Genomic DNA, 18,439 nt, shown 5'->3' with positions numbered 1-18,439 from the left:
GTTCGGCAATGGACACTCTTACAATGGGCAATAGTTATTAAAATTGATAATTTATCACTTTAAATAGATTTTAGTTTTTATTTTGCAAGAAGTTTAATGTTTTCCGATTCTTTTAGTCTTAACACCACTATTTCTTATATATTATAGGTCGATCACCGCATTTTTTTCGTACTTCTTCTTCACCATAACTAAATTCGGCTTTAACTGAATAATTTTTGCCTTCATGAAATTGAGAATTATATAAAAAAGTTAGAGGAGTAAAACCTACTAAACAAGCCTGTTTTTTTTCTTCTAGTATGGCGATAACTTCTGGATTTACACGATTATCATTATTCATAAATTTATCTAAAGACATAGGATTTGGATAAGTGTAATCCCAGCGAGTAGAAATAACAAAAATCATCATAATTATTATGCCAACATAACCGTAGTTTTGAGGTTTTAACCATAAACTTTTAGTTAATTGATAATGTTGCAAAAGCAAATATAAATTAAAAGTTATTAAAATTATTATCCAATACATATAGTATCTTAATTGATAGGAAAAAGGCAGAAAAGGAGTAACTAATGTCATGATAATTACCATTCCTAAAGCGACTCTTGTTTCTGGATTATTTTTTCTACATAAAAAAGCAAATAAGATGATATTAAAAATAACATAAATTGCAAAATATCCTCCCATGCCAAAAGTATCAGCATCTAAAGGCACATAATCCATTGCAATTGTCCATTTCCAAGGTCTTCTTTCGTCAAAAGCACCTATTTCTAATAAAGAAAAAAGCCATCTTTGTATCGGAAACATTGCCTCAATTTTATCTGACATATAATCTTCACTAGGGACAACAGTATGATTGAATTCATAGCCAAAAATAGTTATTTTTAAAGGATAAAAAGGGTTTTGATAAATAACTAAATTTTTAAATGATGTTAGAAAAATTATAATATTTGCTCCAGCCATAGTAAAAATTAAAGTTAAAATATTTTTAATTTTACTAGCAGGATTGAAACGATAAAAAATTAACCACAAAATTCTGATAAAAACAAAAAATATAACTAATACTAAAGGAGGCACTAATAAATATTTACTGTTAGCTGCAATAAAGCCCCCTAAAATAAATATAGAGACGTTTTTATAGTTAATAAAATCTTCTTTTAAATATAATAAATAGGTTATAATTAAAGTGATGGCAAAACCAACATTAGTTAATAAATCGACATAACAACTGGTAGCGGCAATGTGAATTAAAGGAACTGCTAAAATAGCAATAACTGATAAATAATAGGGAATTTTTAGATAATGTTTAATAAAAATAAAATAACCAATTAAACTTAAAAAACTAACTAAATTAGCACCTTGAGGACGTTTTATTCCAAATAAATACCAAAAAAAACCTTGTAGAATGTTAGGTAACATTGTAGAAGTATTAAAAAAAGGTTCTCTTTCTGCTTCAAACATATATTGTTCTGGAGAAACTAAACCCCAAAAACGAGCGGCAAAAGGTAATTGATACATCCAAGTATCACCGTTAATCCAATCTACTGCTACTAAACTTTTTATTAGCAAAAAACTAACAATAATAGTTGCAAATATTTGTAAAACTTGAGTATTATTGATATTAAGAATAGCTTTGAAAAAATCAGGTAATTCAGGTAACTTATCTATTTCTTTAGCTACAGATATTTTTAAACAAAGACAACCAATAACTAAAATAATAACTCTTAAATAACGAAAGTTTCCTCCTAGACTTAAAACATAGCCAACTAATCCTAATAATAGACCAAAAGCGATAAAATTGAGACCTATAACTATTAGCTTATTTTGTTTAAAAATAGTAGATACATTATCAGGAATAAGAATAAATTTGCCTTGATAAATAAAAAAACTAATTGCACTAATAATAATCGCAATAAAAGTACTAATTAAAGGAATAAGCATAATAATTTAATTAATAATTGATGGTTAATTGTAATAGTTAATTGTTTTCATTATTAATAATTTATGCCCCTAAAAAATTAGACATAAAAGTTATACCCATACCAAAAATACCACAGCCTATTAATCTTACAATTAAAGAAGAAGAAGGAGAAGAATTATCGGAAGATTTATTCTGCCATAATTTAGAAAATTTATAATAGCAAAAAATAACAATAACTTGAATTGAGACAAAACCTGTTATATAAGCAAATAAAGGAGTATTTTTTGCCCCGATGATACTTTCTCCATAACTATAGCCATGAAAAATTCCAGCTATTAATGTTAGAGTTATCGCTGTAAAATTTTTAGGTAATTTGCTTTTGGCTAACATTAAACCAATTGTTGAAACCGATAAAGAAATAATCAACTCAGGAACTGGTAAGTTTATACTCATTAAATTAACAAATGTACCTAATATCGAAGTCAAGACAAAAACTACAGCAATAATTATACCCCAAGAGCATAAACTACCTAATAATCCGACACCGATAATAAACGTTAAATGGTTTAAGGCAATGATAGGATGTGCTAAACCTGCCATCAAACCAGTGTAAAAGTTATCGGGAAGAATATTCTCGGTATTATAAGATACCAGTGCGACAGAAATCATTAGATTTATTAAGACAATTGGGAGAAAAAATATTAATTTTAAATTGAGGTTAGTTACATTTTCCATGACATAATCTATGGATATATAGCAATCTTACTATAGAAGTTTTGAAATTTTTAAAGCGATTAGCTATCGCTAATTAGCTTTAGCGAAATGCTAACATTTTGAGTAAAATATAATCACTTCAGGACGAAACAAATTAAATTAAATAACTTTTAATATTATTAATTACCTCTTCAATAGTAAAATCATCAGTAATAATTTCTATGGCATTTTCTGCTTTTCTAAGAGGAGAAATTTCTCTGGTACTATCAAGATAATCTCTTTGTTGAATATCGTTAATTAATCCCTCTAAATTAATATTATTTTCTCCCTGATTTTTTAAATCTATTAATCGTCTTTTTGCCCTTGCTGTTGGCGATGCCGTCAAAAATATTTTTAATTGTGCAGTAGGAAAAACATTTGTACCAATATCTCTTCCTTCAGCGACAATCCCCCCTTGTATGCCATATTCTTGTTGAAGTTTTACTAATTTTTCTCTCACAGATTTTTGTGCAGATACTTTCGATACATTAGCCGTAACTAAAGGAGTGCGAATTACCTGAGTAACGTCTTTTTGATTAACTTTGACAGTGACGGGTATGTTTAAATCTGGGCTTGGGAATAAATCAATTTCTGCTGTATTCACCAATGTTGCGATCGCTTTTTCATCAGTAACATCAATCTTATTTTCCATGACTAACCAAGTAATAGCTCGATACATAGCACCAGTATCAAGATATAAAAAGCCTAATTCATGGGCTAAACGACGGCTAACGGTGGATTTTCCTGCTCCCGCCGGTCCATCTATGGCTATAATGGGTTTTCTCACAGTTAAAATCAGATTATCTATCAAACGAGTATCACCACAATAAGCGGCAATAGCCATCAAAGCAGAATCAGCAATTATTGTTAGCGGTTTTAAAGTTTCGGGGTCAACTATTTCTATGTATTGTAAACTTAAAAAAGGATGATTTTTAAACTCATTTTGAATAATTATGATTAATTTATGAGTATTTTTTTCGCCTTTTAAAAAAGCCTCTTTTGCCAAAGTTAAACTCTTAAATAGCAATGTTGCTTCTTCTTTTTCTTGAGAGCTTAAATATTGATTTCTTGAGCTTAGTGCTAATCCTGAATTTCCCCGAATAATAGTACAAGCTTTGATTTTAACAGGAATATGGAGATCATTGACCATTTTTTTGATAATTGCCACCTGTTGTGCATCTTTTTGCCCAAAATAAGCGATATTTGGTTGAATTAAGTTAAACAATTTTGTCACAATGGTAGCAACTCCTTGAAAATGTCCTTGTCGATATTTTCCACATAAAACTGACATCATTGAGAGAGGAGGTGTCACAAAAGTGATTTCTCCTTTTAAAGTGTTCATTTCTTCTTCTGAAGGGGTAAACAAGAGATTAACTCCTAATTTTTCGCATAATTCGATGTCTTTCTCTAATTGTCTAGGATATTTATCTAAATCTTCATCAATGCTAAATTGTAAAGGATTAACAAATATACTAACTACCACATAATCATTTTCAGTTACTGCTTGTTTTATTAAACTTTCATGCCCTAAATGTAACGCTCCCATAGTGGGAACAAAACCAATTTTCAACTCCGATGAAATTTTTTTTCTTTCAGTCTCTAAATTAGTGATCCTCGCTACAATTAACATTTATATAAAAGACTCTAATTGAATAAATTACTATGGTCAATTCAATATTCTACCCTTTCAGTGTCAATTCTCTTCTTTTGCTTATTAATCCCTTCTGTAAGAAAAAAATTATGATTTCGACTCGATTTTTAACTATTCTATGGCGTGTATTTTGTATATTTTTACTTTTACTTTTAAGTATTGGATTAATTCTGTTAACACCTCAACCAGTTAATGCTGAAATTCTAAATTTCACCTATGCTGAATTAGAAGGACAAGATTTTTCTAATCGAGACTTAACAGGCTCAGTTTTTGCGGCAACTAATCTTAGAAATGCTTCTTTTCAAAATTCTAATCTTACTAATGCCATCATGACAGAAGGAATATTATTAGGTGCAGATTTACGGGGTGTTAACTTTACAGGTGCTTTAATTGATCGTGTCACTTTTGATTTATCTGACTTAAGAAATGCTATTTTTGTAGATGCCATTGCTACTCGTACCCGATTTTACGATACTAACATAGAAGGAGCAGATTTTTCTGGAGCTGTGATTGATCGTTATCAAGTTAGTTTAATGTGTGAAAAAGCCACTGGTATTAATCCTGTTACGGGGATAAAAACTAGAGACAGTTTGGGATGTAAAGAATAATAAAGTTTCTGAAAAAGACTTTTGATACCTCATTTTGACTTAAAATTTTGAACTATGGGGGATTTAAGATTGATGACACATCAAATTTCAGCTACTTAAAAAATTAAATTTGATCAACAATTGTCGAAAATCAATGTTAATAATGTTTAAATCAGTTTTAACCTAGTTCTTTAATTCTCTCGTCTCCAAGTCTTATTTTTTCTAACAAATTTATATCGAATTCAGGTTTTGATGAGGGGTTGAATGTTCTTCAAAAATTGTAAAAAATATGCTAATTTTGTATTTCTACAATTTTTGTAAACGATAATTAATGAGCATCACCCTAGTAAAAGCATTTAACGTAAAGGCCACCATGAAACCTTATCTCTAGTAGCACTATAAACTTCTTTTAATTCTTCTGCATTGAGAATATTAATGACATCCTCAGAAGTATCGTTATCTTTATCTAAGCTAATTAATCCTTGTTTTTGCATACCTTTTAAAACTTGTTCTACCGTGCGCTGATTCAACTGACAAGCTTTAGCTATAACTTCTACCGATAAATCTAGCACATAAACTCCTTTGTTATCAGGTTGACTCTCTAATTCTCTTTCTTGATAAATTAATGCTCTCAATAAAGATGCGACAGCTTGAGGTGGATAGCTACTACAATTGAGTAAATGATAAGTAAATTTTTCTCTTAATTCAAATAGAGTATTATAACGTTCACGCACTAACTCAAAATGATCATAAATTTTCTGTAAGGATACTAAAGGAATTTTAGTAATATAAGTTGTTTTATAAGCCTCCACTAAACTAGGAAAACTTTTTGTAGCAAAACCATGACTAAAGGGTAAACTACGCATACCAAAGCACCCTCGGGCATAGGTAATAGAAATAATTCTATCTAAAGGATTACTACGAACAATAACAGGTCCACCTTCTAAGATTATATATAAACTATCTAAACTTTCATCAGGTAAAAAAGCCGTAAATACAGGACGATTAGAAAAAAGTTTTTCTTTAATGAGACTATCTGTCGGTAAATAAGAACTTAATTCTTCCTGATTTAATCCTTTAAATAAATAGGAATTTTCTGTTAGTAAACTCAGGATATTAGTTTCACTAGGAGTCTTTTTTTTTGCCATGCCATGTAACTTAAATTTATTTCTCAATTATATCATCCCACAGTTAAGGAGAACTTATGATTTTATTATAGTTGTATTAAAAGTATTCTCAGGAAATATATTAAAACAACTTTGAAACAATCAAGATGATTTATTGTTGAGATCTCCTAAACTATTCTAATAATTGATGTGTATTAAGTAGGGCAATATTTACCCTACCCAAATAATTACTGTAATGGCAATAAATAAACCAAAATAAACAAAATAATCCAAATTACATCCACAAAGTGCCAATATAATTCTGATGCTTCTACGCCGAAATGTTTACTGGCTGAATAATGACCTTCTTTTCTTGATCGCCACAATACCGCTAAGATGAATAATAAACCTGCCGTAACGTGTAAACCATGAAAACCAGTTAATACATAAAAACAACTGGTAAAAAGATTATCTGTCAAACCAAAACCTGTATGAGCATATTCATAAAGTTGTCCACCCAAGAAGATAACACCCATAATAGCAGTGATGGTAAACCATAATTGCAAACCCTTTGCATCGTTATTTCTAATACAACTTTGCCCTTTGTGCATGACAAAACTACTAGAAATAAGAATAATGCTGTTTATACCGGGTAAAAGCAATTCTAACTCAATATCACCCATAGGCCATTCTGGCATAGTCGCATAATAGATCATATAAGCACTGAAAAGACCAAAAAAGATCATACTTTCAGCGATAAGAAATAATACTAACCCAAACATTCTATGATCGGGATGTCCATGATGATGAGATTCGGCATCTTTTTCGTAGCCTACTGTAACTTGAGAGTCAATAGTTGAACTTTGCATAATTAATAGTTAATAGGAGTTAATAGGTATCGAGACAAATTGTAGATAGGATATGTAAGGTAAGTCAGGAAATGGGCTTAAGCCCATTATCATACTTTGTTACTATAGATTAGAGAAAAATACAATCTATAATTAATTTAGTTTACTAAACTATAAACTACTTAGCACTGACATCCGCTAACATATCAGAGACACTCTCTTCTTCTTCCTCTTCATCGTCAATACCATAGTCATAAGGACCACTCCATAAAATTGGTTCTTCTTCAAAGTTTTCGATAATAGGTGGTGAAGCAGTTTGCCATTCAATGGTTAACGCTCTCCAAGGATTACGCTCCGCTTGTGTGCCTTTAGCTAAACTCCAAATTACATTGATAATGAAAGGAATAGTTGAAACAGCCATAATGTAAGCTCCCGCAGTACTAAGTAAATTCAATGGTTGAAATTCCACATCATACAAAGCAATACGGCGATTCATGCCCATTAAGCCTAATTGGTGCATAGGCATAAAGGTTATATTTAAACCGATAAAGGTTAAGATAAAATGTAACTGCCCTAAACCTTCGTTATAGTTTTTCCCTGTCATTTTTGGAAACCAGTGATAAAAGCCCGAAAACAGAGCTAGTGCTGATCCCCCAAATAGTACATAGTGAAAATGTCCTACAATAAAATAAGTATCATGAACATGAATATCAAACGGCACAGAAGCCACCATGACTCCTGTTAAGCCACCAATGAGGAAAGATGACACAAAACCCATTGCAAATAACATAGGGCTATTTAGCTCAATTTTGCCACCCCACATTGTCGCACACCAACTAAAAATTTTAATACCTGTTGGTACAGCAATTAACATCGTAGTTGCCATGAAGAACATCCGTAACCATCCGGGAGTACCACTGGTAAACATATGATGTGCCCAGACAATCAATCCTAAAAAGCTAATGGCTAAACTCGAATAAGCGATGGCACGATAACCAAATATAGGCTTACGAGAATGTACAGGAATTACTTCAGAAACTACCCCAAAAAACGGCAGAATCATAATATATACGGCAGGATGGGAATAAAACCAAAATAGATGTTGATAAACGACAGGATCACCACCACCCGTAGGATTAAAGAAACTTGTACCAGCAATTAAGTCGAAGGAAAGCAAAATTAACGCCCCTGCTAAAACAGGAGTTGAAAGGAGAATTAACGCAGAAGTTGCTAACATCGCCCAACAAAATAAAGGCATACTATGCAAATCCATATCTTTAATACGCATTTTAAGGATGGTAGTTGCAAAGTTGATACCTCCTAAAATAGAAGATGTCCCCAATAATAATACGCTAACAATCCAAATTTCTTCACCCCATTTACCACTCATTAAACTCAGAGGAGGGTAAGATGTCCAACCTGATTGAGGAGCTCCCACGAGAAAACTACTTAATAATAGCACTCCTCCAGGAGGTACTAACCAAAAAGCAATCGCATTTAAACGAGGAAAAGCCATATCTTCAGCCCCAATCATTAAAGGTATAAGATAATTAGCAAATGCAGCCCCCGCTGGTACAATCCATAAAAAGATCATGATTGTACCATGAAGGGTAAAAAGTTGATTATACAACTCAGGGGAGACAATATCAGGATCAGGGGTTGCTAATTCTGTGCGAACTATTTCCGCAAATGCACCACCGATAAAATAAAAGAGAAATGATGTGACTAAATACTGAATACCAATCACTTTATGATCTGTGTTAAAGGTAAAGTAATCAATTAGTTTCCTCTCTTTATGTTGAGGTTTTTCCGAAACAGTGGTTGTACTCATAGGTAATTGAAAAGAATATATTGCTGTGAGAAATAATTTTCTAATGTTGATTTTAGGTGTGAAAGTTTGTCTCGCCTAAATGTGGAAAGATCTCAAGAATAATAGATGATTCTCTATCAATTTAACAAAAATCATCTATTTTTCTCTTTATATCTTAATCATGATCATGTAATTGTGCTAAGATTTCAGGATGGACTCCTAAGTGATGGGAGTGCATTTCTAAGCGAGATTCTTGGGTTATGGGTTGAGTCATCAATGCCATCGTATCTGCTTTTTCTTGGGCATTGGCAAAGGTGTTTTCTTGTATCCATTTTTGATAATCTTCTTCACTTTCTACATGAAGAACGGTTTTCATACCACCATGATAAGCTCCACATAGTTCGGCACAGACGATAGGATAATCTCCAATACGATTGGAATTAAAAGCTAAATTAGAATCCCTACCCGGTAATACATCTTGTTTTAACCTAAGCTGAGGTACCCAAAAAGCATGAATGACATCTCCTGCCTTCATGTTGAGCTTTACTTGTTTATTTACAGGTACATGAAGTTCACCAGAGACAACTCCTGAATCAGGATAGGTAAAAATCCATGCGTATTGAATACCATTAACATCAACTTCTAAATCGGCTTTAGCATTACCGATACCCAAAGATAAATGTCCTTGATGAGGATTAAAAGCAACCATTTTTCCTTGATTTTCAGCCATTTGCATTTCCCCTTGAGGAAAATCTCTGGAAGTTTCAGGATCTAAACCGCCCATATTGTTATAAACTTCAAAGCTATAAAGTGCCAAAATAAAAACAATAACTGTGGGAATAGCAGTCCAAACTATCTCTAAAGGTACATTACCTTCGATGCCAGGACCATCTGTTTTATCACCTTTTTTCCGTCTAAATTTAATCAAACAATAGACTAAAACTCCTTCTACAATTAAGAATAATCCAGTGGCGATCGTCATCATCAAGTTAAATAACTCATCGACTTCCGCCGCACCTTGAGAGGCTTCCACTGGCATTAAACCATGATTTTGTCCATACCACAAACTGATCAGGGTTAGTAAAATACCTGCTATCAGTGTGATAATATTACCCGGAATATTCACTGTTACTAATCCTATCGATAGATAATTAAACTTCTCTCTTTTAGGATAAGATATATTTTCCTTGATGTTGCAATCTTTTAAGGAATTGATGATAATTTGATGTCAGGTATTAAAATAAGTAATGATGAATAAGTAAGGATTTTAGACTTCTTCTCAGGAATTAGGAAACTTCTAAAAGAAAATATTTTATTATTACCTATATTCTATTTCTTGTCAGTTATTAGTTCTTTATTTACCGCAATCCAGAAGTTAAACTTAAGTCTGGGCGAAGTTTTTCCGCTTTTCTTAAATAAGAATGATACATTTCTGTTTGCGGTTTATGGCTATTGACGTAAATTAAAACTCGAATACATTTTTCTAAACTGCCTTTTACCTGCATTTGTTGTATGTCTAACAATGGTACACTTGTCCACTGGGGATTTTCTCTGGCGATGGCAGCTGGAAAAACTGCATCTAAATCAGAGGTAACGGTAAAAATGACGCTAACAACTTCTTCATAATCTAATTGGTTACGAGTTTCTATATCAGTCAACAACTCAGTAACCGCATCTCTCATCGCTTCTTTAGTATTCTCTGCGGCGGTAATTGCACCTCGAATTGCCCGTACTTTTGTTGTCAAATTTTTACTCATCTCCCCAGTAAATTGCAAATTTTCCATCATAAATTAAGGACGATATAACCATAAAGGTTGACCACTGGTAGCCAATTCAAATTCTAACCAATTAATGCTAGATCCTAACCCTGATTTTACCTGACTACGGTTATTTAGAAAACGATTTACAAAAGATTTTGGTTGCTCTATAGTTTGACATTCTGTTTTATCAGGATCAAGTTTAACTAATTCACAAGCCCAACGAAACGCATCTTTTTCACTACCTAAACGATCAACTAATCCTAATTTTAAGGCTTGTTGACCACTAAAAATACGTCCATCTGCAAAACTTTTAACCGTTTCAATACTTAGTTTCCTTCCTTCAGCTACAGTTTCCACAAATTGTTGATAAGTACTATCAATCAATTGCTGTAAAATACTTTCTTCTTCATTCGTTAAATCTCGATCAAATGATAAAATATCTTTATAAGGTCCTGATTTAATTACTTTAAAAGAAACTCCCACTTTATCTAACAATTTTTGTAAGTTATTTCCTCTAATAATAACCCCAACGCTACCTGTGATAGTACCGGGATTAGAAACAATATGGTTTGCCCCAACTCCAATATAAACTCCCCCAGAAGCAGATATATTTCCAAAACTAGCCACTATTTTGATTTTTTCTCCTAACTTTCTCAAAGCCGAATAAATTTCTTGGGAATCAGCAACTGTACCTCCGGGAGAGTCAATCCGTAATAATAAAGCAGGGAATTTTTTTTCTTCGACTACTTCTAAAGCCTCTAATACATGTTCACGAGTTTGTGATGCGATCGCACCATTAATTTCAATTCGAGCAATTTGTTTCGTCGTTGAAGGTTTAAAAGGCCAAATCATTAGATATATTTATAGATTAGAATAATGATGCTAATTTTTATATTAAATCAGCATAACATTATAGCATTGAACAATTAGCAACAATGACTAATTATTCCCATTATTAACTATTAACCTATGAATATTACCGAAAAAACTCAATATAAAGATAATTTAATCGATCAAATATTTATTAGTTTATTTTCTCGAAAAATGGCTCAAGCCGTCAAAAAAAGACCCAAATATAAAGGTTATGATGGTTTTGTTGATTTATCTCAACAGATTATGAAAGGGCGCACAGCTCAACAACAACAAGAATTAGTTGAGGTAGTGTTAAAATCTTTAGTGCCTTCTCCTGCTTTATATTTGATTCGCACTTTATTTTCCCCCACAAAATGGATATGTGAATCTAATGCTTGGTTTGCTACAGTTTTATTTGAATGGTTAGTCGGCAAATCAGAAATTCAAGAAGTAGAAATTATAAACATAAATAAGCAAATTATTAGGCAAAAAAGTGGTGTCAAAATCAAAAAATGCCGTTATCTTGAAGAAAGTGGTTGTGTGGGAATGTGTATTAATATGTGTAAAATGCCAACTCAAAAATTTTTTACAGAATCTTTTGGTATTCCCTTAACTATGACACCTAATTTTGAAGATTTAAGTTGTGAGATGGTTTTCGGGCAAAATCCACCCCCTTTAGAAACGGAAGAAGCTAGTAGGCATCCTTGCTTACAAACTTATTGCCCTACTGCGGTTAATTCTCTCCAACCTTGCCCGAAAATTTATGATTAATTTTTAACTATTATTACTTATCACTTATTACTTATCTACAAATCTCGATGAATAAAATCTTTAGGATTCTCCCCTGTATAACTAGCTGCAATTTGTCCATTTCCTATTAATTTATATTTGTAAGTTACAAGTCCTTCTAAACCAACAGGTCCCCTGGGGGGCATTTTTTGAGTACTAATACCTACTTCTGCACCAAAACCATAACGAAAACCATCAGCAAAACGGGTAGAACAATTATGATACACCCCCGCAGAATCTACTTGATTCATAAAAATTTCAGCATTATTTTTATTCTTGGTGACGATGGCATCAGTATGTTTTGAACCATAGCGATTAATATGTGCGATCGCACTAGATAAATCATCCACAATTTTGATTGCTAAAATTAAATCACTATATTCAGTTTGCCAATCTTCTTCCGTGGCATTTTGACAGTTAATGATTTTTTGGCTGTCTTTATCTCCCCTTAATTCAACTCCTTTTTCGATTAAAGCTTCTGCAATAGGAGGCAAAAATTGAGATGCAATTTCACGATGAATTAATAAAGTCTCAATAGCATTACAAGCCGCAGGATAATGGGTTTTTGCATCAACAGTGATATTAATAGCTTGGGATAAATCAGCTTCAGAATCAATAAATAAATGACAAATCCCATCTGCATGCCCTAAAACAGGAATTTTGGTATTTTCTTGAACATAACGAACAAATTCGTTTGAGCCACGGGGTATAATTAAATCCACATACTCATCTAACGCCAATAATTCTTTAATTTCTTCTCTGGTAGTTAACAGTTGAATGGCGTTGGGATTAACTTGAGTTTCCTTGAGGGTTTCTTGAATAATTTTAACTAAAGTTGTACAAGTTTGTAAGGCTTCTTTACCTGCTTTTAAAATAACACCATTACCCGATTTAATCGCTAAACTGGTGATTTGAATTAGAGCATCAGGACGTGCTTCAAAGATTACGCCTAAAACTCCTAAAGGACAACTGATTCGATGTAATATTAATTCCTCATCTAACTCTCTTTTTAAAGATACCATGCCAATGGGATCCGGTAAATTTCCAACATCCTTGACTCCTGCGATCGCATCTTTTAGCTTTGATGCACTTAACTTTAAACGAGCATATAAAGCACTAGAAATTACCCCTTCAGAGGCATTACAATCAGCTTGATTGGCTTCAATAATCTTATTTTGATGTTTTTCAAGGGCAGAAGCGATGGCTGTTAGAGCTTCATTTCGAGATGTCTCTGGCAATATTGCTAACTCACGGGCAGCCACTTGAGTTTGTTTAGCAATGGTTAATAAATCAGACATAGAGTAATCAATAATTAATAATCAATAATCAACAATTATCTCCATAAATCTGTAACTATGGTCAAGATTTATTTAAGTTTGATATATATTAACCATTAGCAAAGTATTGATAAGTCAAATAGTACTCAACTAAAACGCATTTAACTGACATCTTTTAAAATTAGTAAAAAATTTTAATAATTCTTTCCCATTTATTACAAGAATGCCGATTACATACCATCACCTGTAAACTTAGATGCATCTGAGCTTATACGATTGCTTCTTGATAAGGAACAAAAAGTTTTTTGTGAGCACCACAAATAGGACAATGCCAATCCTCAGGTATATCTTCAAAGATAGTACCAGCAACAATTCCAGAATCTGGATCTCCGATTACAGGATCATAAATCATCGAGCATTGACGACAAATCCATTTACGGGTATTTGGATCATCACTAACAGCTTTAGGAGTGCCGTCTTTACCATCTAAAGCCTTCAGAGCTTCATTATATTCATTGGCATGATGATTTTCAATACTGGTAAGAAAGCCAAAGTTTTGAGCCGCCTTACGAAAAATAGCAGCGTGTTGTTTCGATTCTGTTTCTTGTTCTTGAAATTCAGCTTCTGCTTTGTCATCCCTATCTGCTTGGGCTTGAGCAGTAAATTCAGGATACATAGTTGTATATTCATAAGTTTCTCCCTCAATAGCTAATTCTAAACAACGAGAAACAATTTGTTTTTTTTCCTCGTCACTTAATTTACTAGCATCGGTTACTACTAATTCAGGATGAATCAGACGAAAATGAGCAAAAGCGTGTTCTGTTTCTTGATTCGCTGTTTCTTTAAATAATTTAGACAAATCTTTAAATCCAAGTTCTTTCGCTACTTCAGCAAAAAATAAATACTTACGATTTGCCATTGATTCACCACCAAAAGCGGCTTCCAAATTTTTTACAGTGTTTTTATTTGATAAATCCATTTTTGACTCCTTGAAACAAAATATCTGGTTACTCGTGGGATATTAAGAATAATTTTGAATATTCATACCCTATTGATTATCTTAGAACTTAATCAATCAAAGTAATTAATCATGATAATTTTAGATTTATCGATCTATTAATAAGGTGCAGTAGGTACATTTAAGCCACGATCTCGGAGATATTTACCAGTTTCACGGGAAGGAGTATAATTATAACCAAAACCGCTAGAGCCTTCAGAATCATCAATCACTTGCGGTGTAAGCATAACAATTACTTCAGAACGAGCTTTATCTTTAAATGTTGATCTGAATAAACTACCAATAATGGGTAAATCACCTAAAATGGGCACTTTAGAAATTTGTGTTCTTTCACCATCAGAGATAATTCCCGATAAAATCAAAGTTTGTCCATCCCGTAAACGAATTAAGCCAGAAGATACTTTTCTTTCAACTAAAGGGGTAATAACGTTATCAGCACCAACGCCACTACGGAAAATTTGAGGCGTACCAGGTGCACTAATAGCAGGATTTACTTGTAAATTAATAAAACCATTATCATCAATTTTTTGAATAGCTACATTTAGAGTCAATCCAGCAGGTTCAATTACAGGAGTTGTCGTTCTGACACCGCTTAATTGATCGATAGATGTATTAACACTTGTTACAACATTTTCTACTAATTCTACCGTACCAACCTGACCTTCTTGTACTACAAGAGTCGGATCTGTGAGGATTTTTGCATTTCCAGAAGTAACATTAGCTCTGATTTGGGCTAAAAAGGCTTGAGGGACGTTAAAATTACGGCCTGGGCGAATATTAGCAGCAGTTCCGGGATTATTCGGATCTGCGTTTGTACCGAAGGGGCTAATTTGTCCTGAATTGGGAGAAGCTAATGGTAATCCTTGTAATGTTCTTGATACGGTACGAGCAACGCTATCTGTAATATTTCGAGTTAAACCACTGGTTTCTGATTGGTTTAAAGTATTTGCCACAGAATTAGTTAAATTTTCTGTTAAGGCTCTACTTAAAGTTTCCACTTGATTTCTACTAAAATTTGACGTATTGCCAAATTGACTCAAAGTTCGGTTAATAGTATCGGTAAAGTTACGATTCAAATTATCGGTCAAGTTACTATTACTTGATTGATTTAAAGTATTGGCTAAACTATTAGCGAGGTTATTTGCTAAATTATTAGTAAATCCTTCAGTGATAGTTATTTGTTGATTATAAGGATCTACTAATTCATTATCCACATAACCTTCACTTGTTAGTGGACCCTCAATGCCGCTAGTTCGCCATTGTTGAGGATCAACATTTTGATTATTCGTGCCAAAGTTAATAACCCCAACACCACCATCTTGGACGACTCCAGTATTATCAATGCCAAAGGAGAAACTAGAACCAAAACTATCTTGTTGATCTAATGTTACGTCAACAACTTTTACGTTTACAGCTACTTGACGACGACGAACATCTAATTGAGTTAGAAAAGAAGTCGCTGTCTGTACTAAATTCGGTTCACCAACTAAGGTAACAGTATCATTTATCGGATCTGCATGGACTGTTAAACCTTTTAATACTAAATACTCGTTATCTTTTTCTGCACTTTCTAATTTTTTAACTTCAAAAGTTCGGGTAGTTTTATTATCTTTTGTTTCTTCTTTGATTTCAACAATATTCCCTTGAGCACCTTGACTGTTGAGGAAACTAGCAGCACCGATGGCACTATATTGATTTAAACGAATACTGCGAGTAATCGCATTTTTTACCGTTGGCGGTAATTTACTGCCTACAAAAATAGTTTTACCTTGAAGACTAGCCTTTAAACCAGAAATCATCAATACACTATTAAAAACATCTTGTACAGGCTCATTTTCTAAATCTAAGGAGACGGTGTTAGTATTTCCTTCATTACTCTTATCTGTAAAAATAATATTAAATCCAGCCGCACGACTAAGTAATGCTAGTACTTCAGTAGTAGGTGCATCTCTTAAAACTAAACGAGGCACTGTAATATTTGTACCCAAATTAATCGTAGGTGAACTGGTATTCACATTCGACACTGACATATCCCCTACTGGAGGGGCAACTGCTCTTGGTAAGAATGGAGGTGGTGTTGGTTGAGACATATCAACAGGTTTTCCATCAATTTTAATGGAAGGATTCGGTATTAATACATCTTGATTTTGGGGAAAAGATTGGGCGATGGAATTGGGAATATTTTTGATTTTCAGTTTTTTATTTAAACTAGGATTAGCTAAGGCTAAAGACTGCCAACCGAGAAGAATAACGGCAGTACTGCTTAAAAATCTGATTTGATTAACAGAAAACTTGTTCATAAATTTAACTCCTACACACGATTAAATTTTAAAGGATAAAAATAGAATTACGAAATTATTTTAAAGGTAAAAAACTAATTATTAAGAGAGGATCAATCTTAGCTGAATATTATCTTGATTAACGATAAATCAACAAATTTCTCAGTCTTTTGGTTTTCTAGCCTTACTTAGCTGGTGCTTCCCCTTCGGGAGGTTTTTGCCCTTCGGGAGGTTTTTCACCCTCTGGTGCTGGTGCTGGTGGTTGTATTTGAGGAAATACAGCTTGTAAAGTAATAGTTGTTTTTAATTTTGGTTGTTCAATAGTTATTAATTGATTATTTTCTAATAAATATTGCGGTGGGTTAATAGTGGAAGTGTTAAGATTTTTTACGACCAATAGAGGTTGTAATCTTTCCAAATCTTGTAGAAAAAGTTGTAACTGATTAAAACTACCTTCTAAATCAATACTATAGGATTTAACTTGTAAATTATTAGTAGCTAAACTACCAAAAGACTCATCAGCAACGGTTTGTCGCTCAAGAGTAGGCACAAAAGTGTTCATTTTGATATTGCTAAAGTTAGTAAAGCTATTTACATCTAACAATAGAGTATCTAGGGTCTGATCTGTAGCAAAAAGTTTTAATACATCTTCCTTCAGATCTTTTGCTTCTGTTAATTCGTTTTGTTTTTTAGCGATTACTAAATCTAGTTTGCTAGAATTAAGCTGTTCTAACTGAGATTGTTTTTCTTGTTTTTGTTTGTTAAGTTCCGATAATTCATTCCATACTGGGAGAACTTGACTCCAAAATAAATAACCGGCAATTAAAAAACCACCAACACCGATGGCAATGCCTGTTACTTGTGGTGTAAATGTTATGCCAAAGGCAACGGGAAAATCTCCCCCCTCACCAAAGTCTTCATCTTGGGGATCAAATTCATCGGAAGTATTGAAAGATGTTGTCATTGTTTAGCTTCTCCTTCTGCTGGTTTTTCTGGTTGTGCGGTAGCCGCTACTTCTTGTAATTTTAAAGCTCCTTTTCTTTGAAGATTAGTTATTCTTGATACTAAACCAATTGCACCTCTACGGCTTAGTTGATTTAATAACTCTTCGGCAGGTTTATCAGTAATCTCGGTGGTGATTGTATATAAAACTACAGGAGGTAGAGTTATTTCGACTCCATCATTTGTTGCTCCACCAGTAGTTTCCTGCCCTAGTATTTGTGCTCGACTGGTAGCAACACTCCCGGGATTAGGTCCAATACTAGTAGTCGTTAAATTAGTAGCTTCACCATTTAGAAACGCTGAATTCTTGAGAGTTAATAAAAAATCATTAACGTCATCATAGGATTTAGCAAAACCATTAATAGTTAAAGTTTGATTCTCTGCCTGAGTAATTCCTTGTATTTGAACATTTGGTGGAGTAACAGTACCAATTTCTGTTAGCATAGATGACCACGGTTTAATTTGGTTAAACACACTAACAAGAATCCCGATTTCTCGATTAATAGCTTCGATTTCCGTTTCTATTTGCTTTATTTGAGAATTTTGCCCTTGTAAACGCTGAATTTCTTGATCTAGCTGGGCGATCGTACTATTAGTGCTAGTTTTCTGATTATTTAAGAATAATAAAGAGCCTCCTACCGCTGCAATAAAAGCGACAGCAACCCCCGCTCCGATGAGAGTAGGTAGTTTCTCACCCATGGGTTTAGCGGTTTTTTTCTTAAATGTCGTAGTAGCACTAGAGGTATCTAACTTACGATCTTTTAAAAAATTAATATCAATGTTGTACATAG

16 protein-coding genes are annotated in these 18,439 nt (G+C 33.1%); 2 read left to right on the top strand and 14 right to left on the bottom strand.

The annotated features are described in order from the left end of the window. Positions 1 to 127: 127 nt before the first annotated feature. The 3 genes from GM3708_RS00405 to GM3708_RS00395 all read right to left on the bottom strand — a co-directional run bounded on the left by GM3708_RS00405 (position 128) and on the right by GM3708_RS00395 (position 4,299). Positions 128 to 1,936: a hypothetical protein gene (locus GM3708_RS00405; RefSeq protein WP_066342908.1), complete on the bottom strand. Its 1,809-nt coding sequence runs from the start codon at positions 1,934 to 1,936 to the stop codon at positions 128 to 130. A gap of 61 nt (positions 1,937 to 1,997) precedes the next feature. After that, positions 1,998 to 2,585 carry a HupE/UreJ family protein gene (locus GM3708_RS00400; protein ID WP_066342905.1) on the bottom strand — a complete coding sequence of 196 codons (588 nt, stop codon included), beginning with the start codon at positions 2,583 to 2,585 and terminating at the stop codon, positions 1,998 to 2,000. A gap of 199 nt (positions 2,586 to 2,784) precedes the next feature. After that, the gene (locus GM3708_RS00395) at positions 2,785 to 4,299 is read right to left on the bottom strand and encodes a bifunctional pantoate--beta-alanine ligase/(d)CMP kinase (RefSeq protein WP_066342904.1); all 1,515 of its coding nucleotides are present in this window, start codon (positions 4,297 to 4,299) and stop codon (positions 2,785 to 2,787) included. A 110-nt stretch (positions 4,300 to 4,409) separates the two neighbouring features. Between GM3708_RS00395 and GM3708_RS00390 the strand changes: the two genes are divergently transcribed. Beyond that, positions 4,410 to 4,928, top strand: a complete 519-nt coding sequence (locus GM3708_RS00390; RefSeq protein WP_231933002.1) for a pentapeptide repeat-containing protein — start codon at positions 4,410 to 4,412, stop codon at positions 4,926 to 4,928. Positions 4,929 to 5,263: 335 nt separating this feature from the next. Here GM3708_RS00390 and GM3708_RS00385 read toward each other — a convergent pair whose 3' ends face one another. From GM3708_RS00385 to sppA, 6 genes are all read right to left on the bottom strand, one after another. Further along, positions 5,264 to 6,055 (bottom strand): helix-turn-helix domain-containing protein, encoded by a 792-nt coding sequence (locus tag GM3708_RS00385; RefSeq protein WP_066342902.1) that lies wholly within the window; start codon positions 6,053 to 6,055, stop codon positions 5,264 to 5,266. A gap of 206 nt (positions 6,056 to 6,261) precedes the next feature. Continuing rightward, a complete protein-coding gene (locus tag GM3708_RS00380; protein WP_066342899.1) occupies positions 6,262 to 6,882 on the bottom strand; it encodes a heme-copper oxidase subunit III in 621 nt (206 codons plus the stop codon). 157 nt (positions 6,883 to 7,039) lie between these two features. Continuing rightward, positions 7,040 to 8,692, bottom strand: coding sequence for a cytochrome c oxidase subunit I (gene ctaD, locus GM3708_RS00375; RefSeq protein WP_066342897.1), 1,653 nt, complete (start codon positions 8,690 to 8,692; stop codon positions 7,040 to 7,042). 154 nt (positions 8,693 to 8,846) lie between these two features. Continuing rightward, a complete protein-coding gene (locus tag GM3708_RS00370; protein ID WP_066342895.1) occupies positions 8,847 to 9,797 on the bottom strand; it encodes a cytochrome c oxidase subunit II in 951 nt (316 codons plus the stop codon). A gap of 232 nt (positions 9,798 to 10,029) precedes the next feature. Next, positions 10,030 to 10,416 carry a chorismate mutase gene (aroH, locus tag GM3708_RS00365; RefSeq protein ID WP_396229675.1) on the bottom strand — a complete coding sequence of 129 codons (387 nt, stop codon included), beginning with the start codon at positions 10,414 to 10,416 and terminating at the stop codon, positions 10,030 to 10,032. A gap of 45 nt (positions 10,417 to 10,461) precedes the next feature. Beyond that, positions 10,462 to 11,283: a signal peptide peptidase SppA gene (sppA, locus tag GM3708_RS00360; RefSeq protein ID WP_066342894.1), complete on the bottom strand. Its 822-nt coding sequence runs from the start codon at positions 11,281 to 11,283 to the stop codon at positions 10,462 to 10,464. Between the two features lie 117 nt (positions 11,284 to 11,400). Between sppA and GM3708_RS00355 the strand changes: the two genes are divergently transcribed. Then, positions 11,401 to 12,054 (top strand): beta-carotene isomerase domain-containing protein, encoded by a 654-nt coding sequence (locus GM3708_RS00355; RefSeq protein ID WP_066342892.1) that lies wholly within the window; start codon positions 11,401 to 11,403, stop codon positions 12,052 to 12,054. A gap of 35 nt (positions 12,055 to 12,089) precedes the next feature. On the opposite strand, the gene GM3708_RS00350 is transcribed toward GM3708_RS00355, so the two are convergent. The 5 genes from GM3708_RS00350 to GM3708_RS00330 form a co-directional block, all read right to left on the bottom strand. Further along, positions 12,090 to 13,385: a glutamate-5-semialdehyde dehydrogenase gene (locus GM3708_RS00350; protein ID WP_173645028.1), complete on the bottom strand. Its 1,296-nt coding sequence runs from the start codon at positions 13,383 to 13,385 to the stop codon at positions 12,090 to 12,092. 232 nt (positions 13,386 to 13,617) lie between these two features. Further along, positions 13,618 to 14,328 carry a rubrerythrin family protein gene (locus tag GM3708_RS19710; protein WP_066342887.1) on the bottom strand — a complete coding sequence of 237 codons (711 nt, stop codon included), beginning with the start codon at positions 14,326 to 14,328 and terminating at the stop codon, positions 13,618 to 13,620. A gap of 137 nt (positions 14,329 to 14,465) precedes the next feature. After that, entirely contained in the window at positions 14,466 to 16,667 is a 2,202-nt protein-coding gene (locus GM3708_RS00340; RefSeq protein WP_066342881.1) for a secretin and TonB N-terminal domain-containing protein, read from the bottom strand. A 163-nt stretch (positions 16,668 to 16,830) separates the two neighbouring features. After that, entirely contained in the window at positions 16,831 to 17,610 is a 780-nt protein-coding gene (locus tag GM3708_RS00335; protein WP_066342879.1) for a type II and III secretion system protein, read from the bottom strand. Beyond that, complete coding sequence (locus GM3708_RS00330) at positions 17,607 to 18,437, bottom strand: PilN domain-containing protein (protein ID WP_066342877.1); 831 nt, start codon at positions 18,435 to 18,437, stop codon at positions 17,607 to 17,609. The genes GM3708_RS00335 and GM3708_RS00330 overlap by 4 nt, the downstream gene beginning before the upstream one ends. Between the last annotated feature and the right edge of the window lie 2 nt (positions 18,438 to 18,439).

This window comes from Geminocystis sp. NIES-3708 (assembly GCF_001548095.1).
Classification (GTDB): domain Bacteria; phylum Cyanobacteriota; class Cyanobacteriia; order Cyanobacteriales; family Cyanobacteriaceae; genus Geminocystis.
This window is presented reverse-complemented; position numbering and strand designations above follow the sequence as displayed.

Excerpts from the sequence above, each read along its gene's own strand:
- sppA (WP_066342894.1), bottom strand. The coding sequence starts at position 11,283 with ATGATTTGGCCTTTTAAACCTTCAACGACGAAACAAATTGCTCGAATT.
- GM3708_RS00330 (WP_066342877.1), bottom strand. The coding sequence starts at position 18,437 with ATGTACAACATTGATATTAATTTTTTAAAAGATCGTAAGTTAGATACC.
- GM3708_RS00390 (WP_231933002.1), top strand. The coding sequence starts at position 4,410 with ATGATTTCGACTCGATTTTTAACTATTCTATGGCGTGTATTTTGTATA.
- ctaD (WP_066342897.1), bottom strand. The coding sequence starts at position 8,692 with ATGAGTACAACCACTGTTTCGGAAAAACCTCAACATAAAGAGAGGAAA.
- GM3708_RS00335 (WP_066342879.1), bottom strand. The coding sequence starts at position 17,610 with ATGACAACATCTTTCAATACTTCCGATGAATTTGATCCCCAAGATGAA.
- GM3708_RS00385 (WP_066342902.1), bottom strand. The coding sequence starts at position 6,055 with ATGGCAAAAAAAAAGACTCCTAGTGAAACTAATATCCTGAGTTTACTA.
- GM3708_RS00340 (WP_066342881.1), bottom strand. The coding sequence starts at position 16,667 with ATGAACAAGTTTTCTGTTAATCAAATCAGATTTTTAAGCAGTACTGCC.
- GM3708_RS00400 (WP_066342905.1), bottom strand. The coding sequence starts at position 2,585 with ATGATTTCTGTCGCACTGGTATCTTATAATACCGAGAATATTCTTCCC.
- GM3708_RS00355 (WP_066342892.1), top strand. The coding sequence starts at position 11,401 with ATGAATATTACCGAAAAAACTCAATATAAAGATAATTTAATCGATCAA.
- GM3708_RS00380 (WP_066342899.1), bottom strand. The coding sequence starts at position 6,882 with ATGCAAAGTTCAACTATTGACTCTCAAGTTACAGTAGGCTACGAAAAA.
- GM3708_RS19710 (WP_066342887.1), bottom strand. The coding sequence starts at position 14,328 with ATGGATTTATCAAATAAAAACACTGTAAAAAATTTGGAAGCCGCTTTT.
- GM3708_RS00395 (WP_066342904.1), bottom strand. The coding sequence starts at position 4,299 with ATGTTAATTGTAGCGAGGATCACTAATTTAGAGACTGAAAGAAAAAAA.
- GM3708_RS00405 (WP_066342908.1), bottom strand. The coding sequence starts at position 1,936 with ATGCTTATTCCTTTAATTAGTACTTTTATTGCGATTATTATTAGTGCA.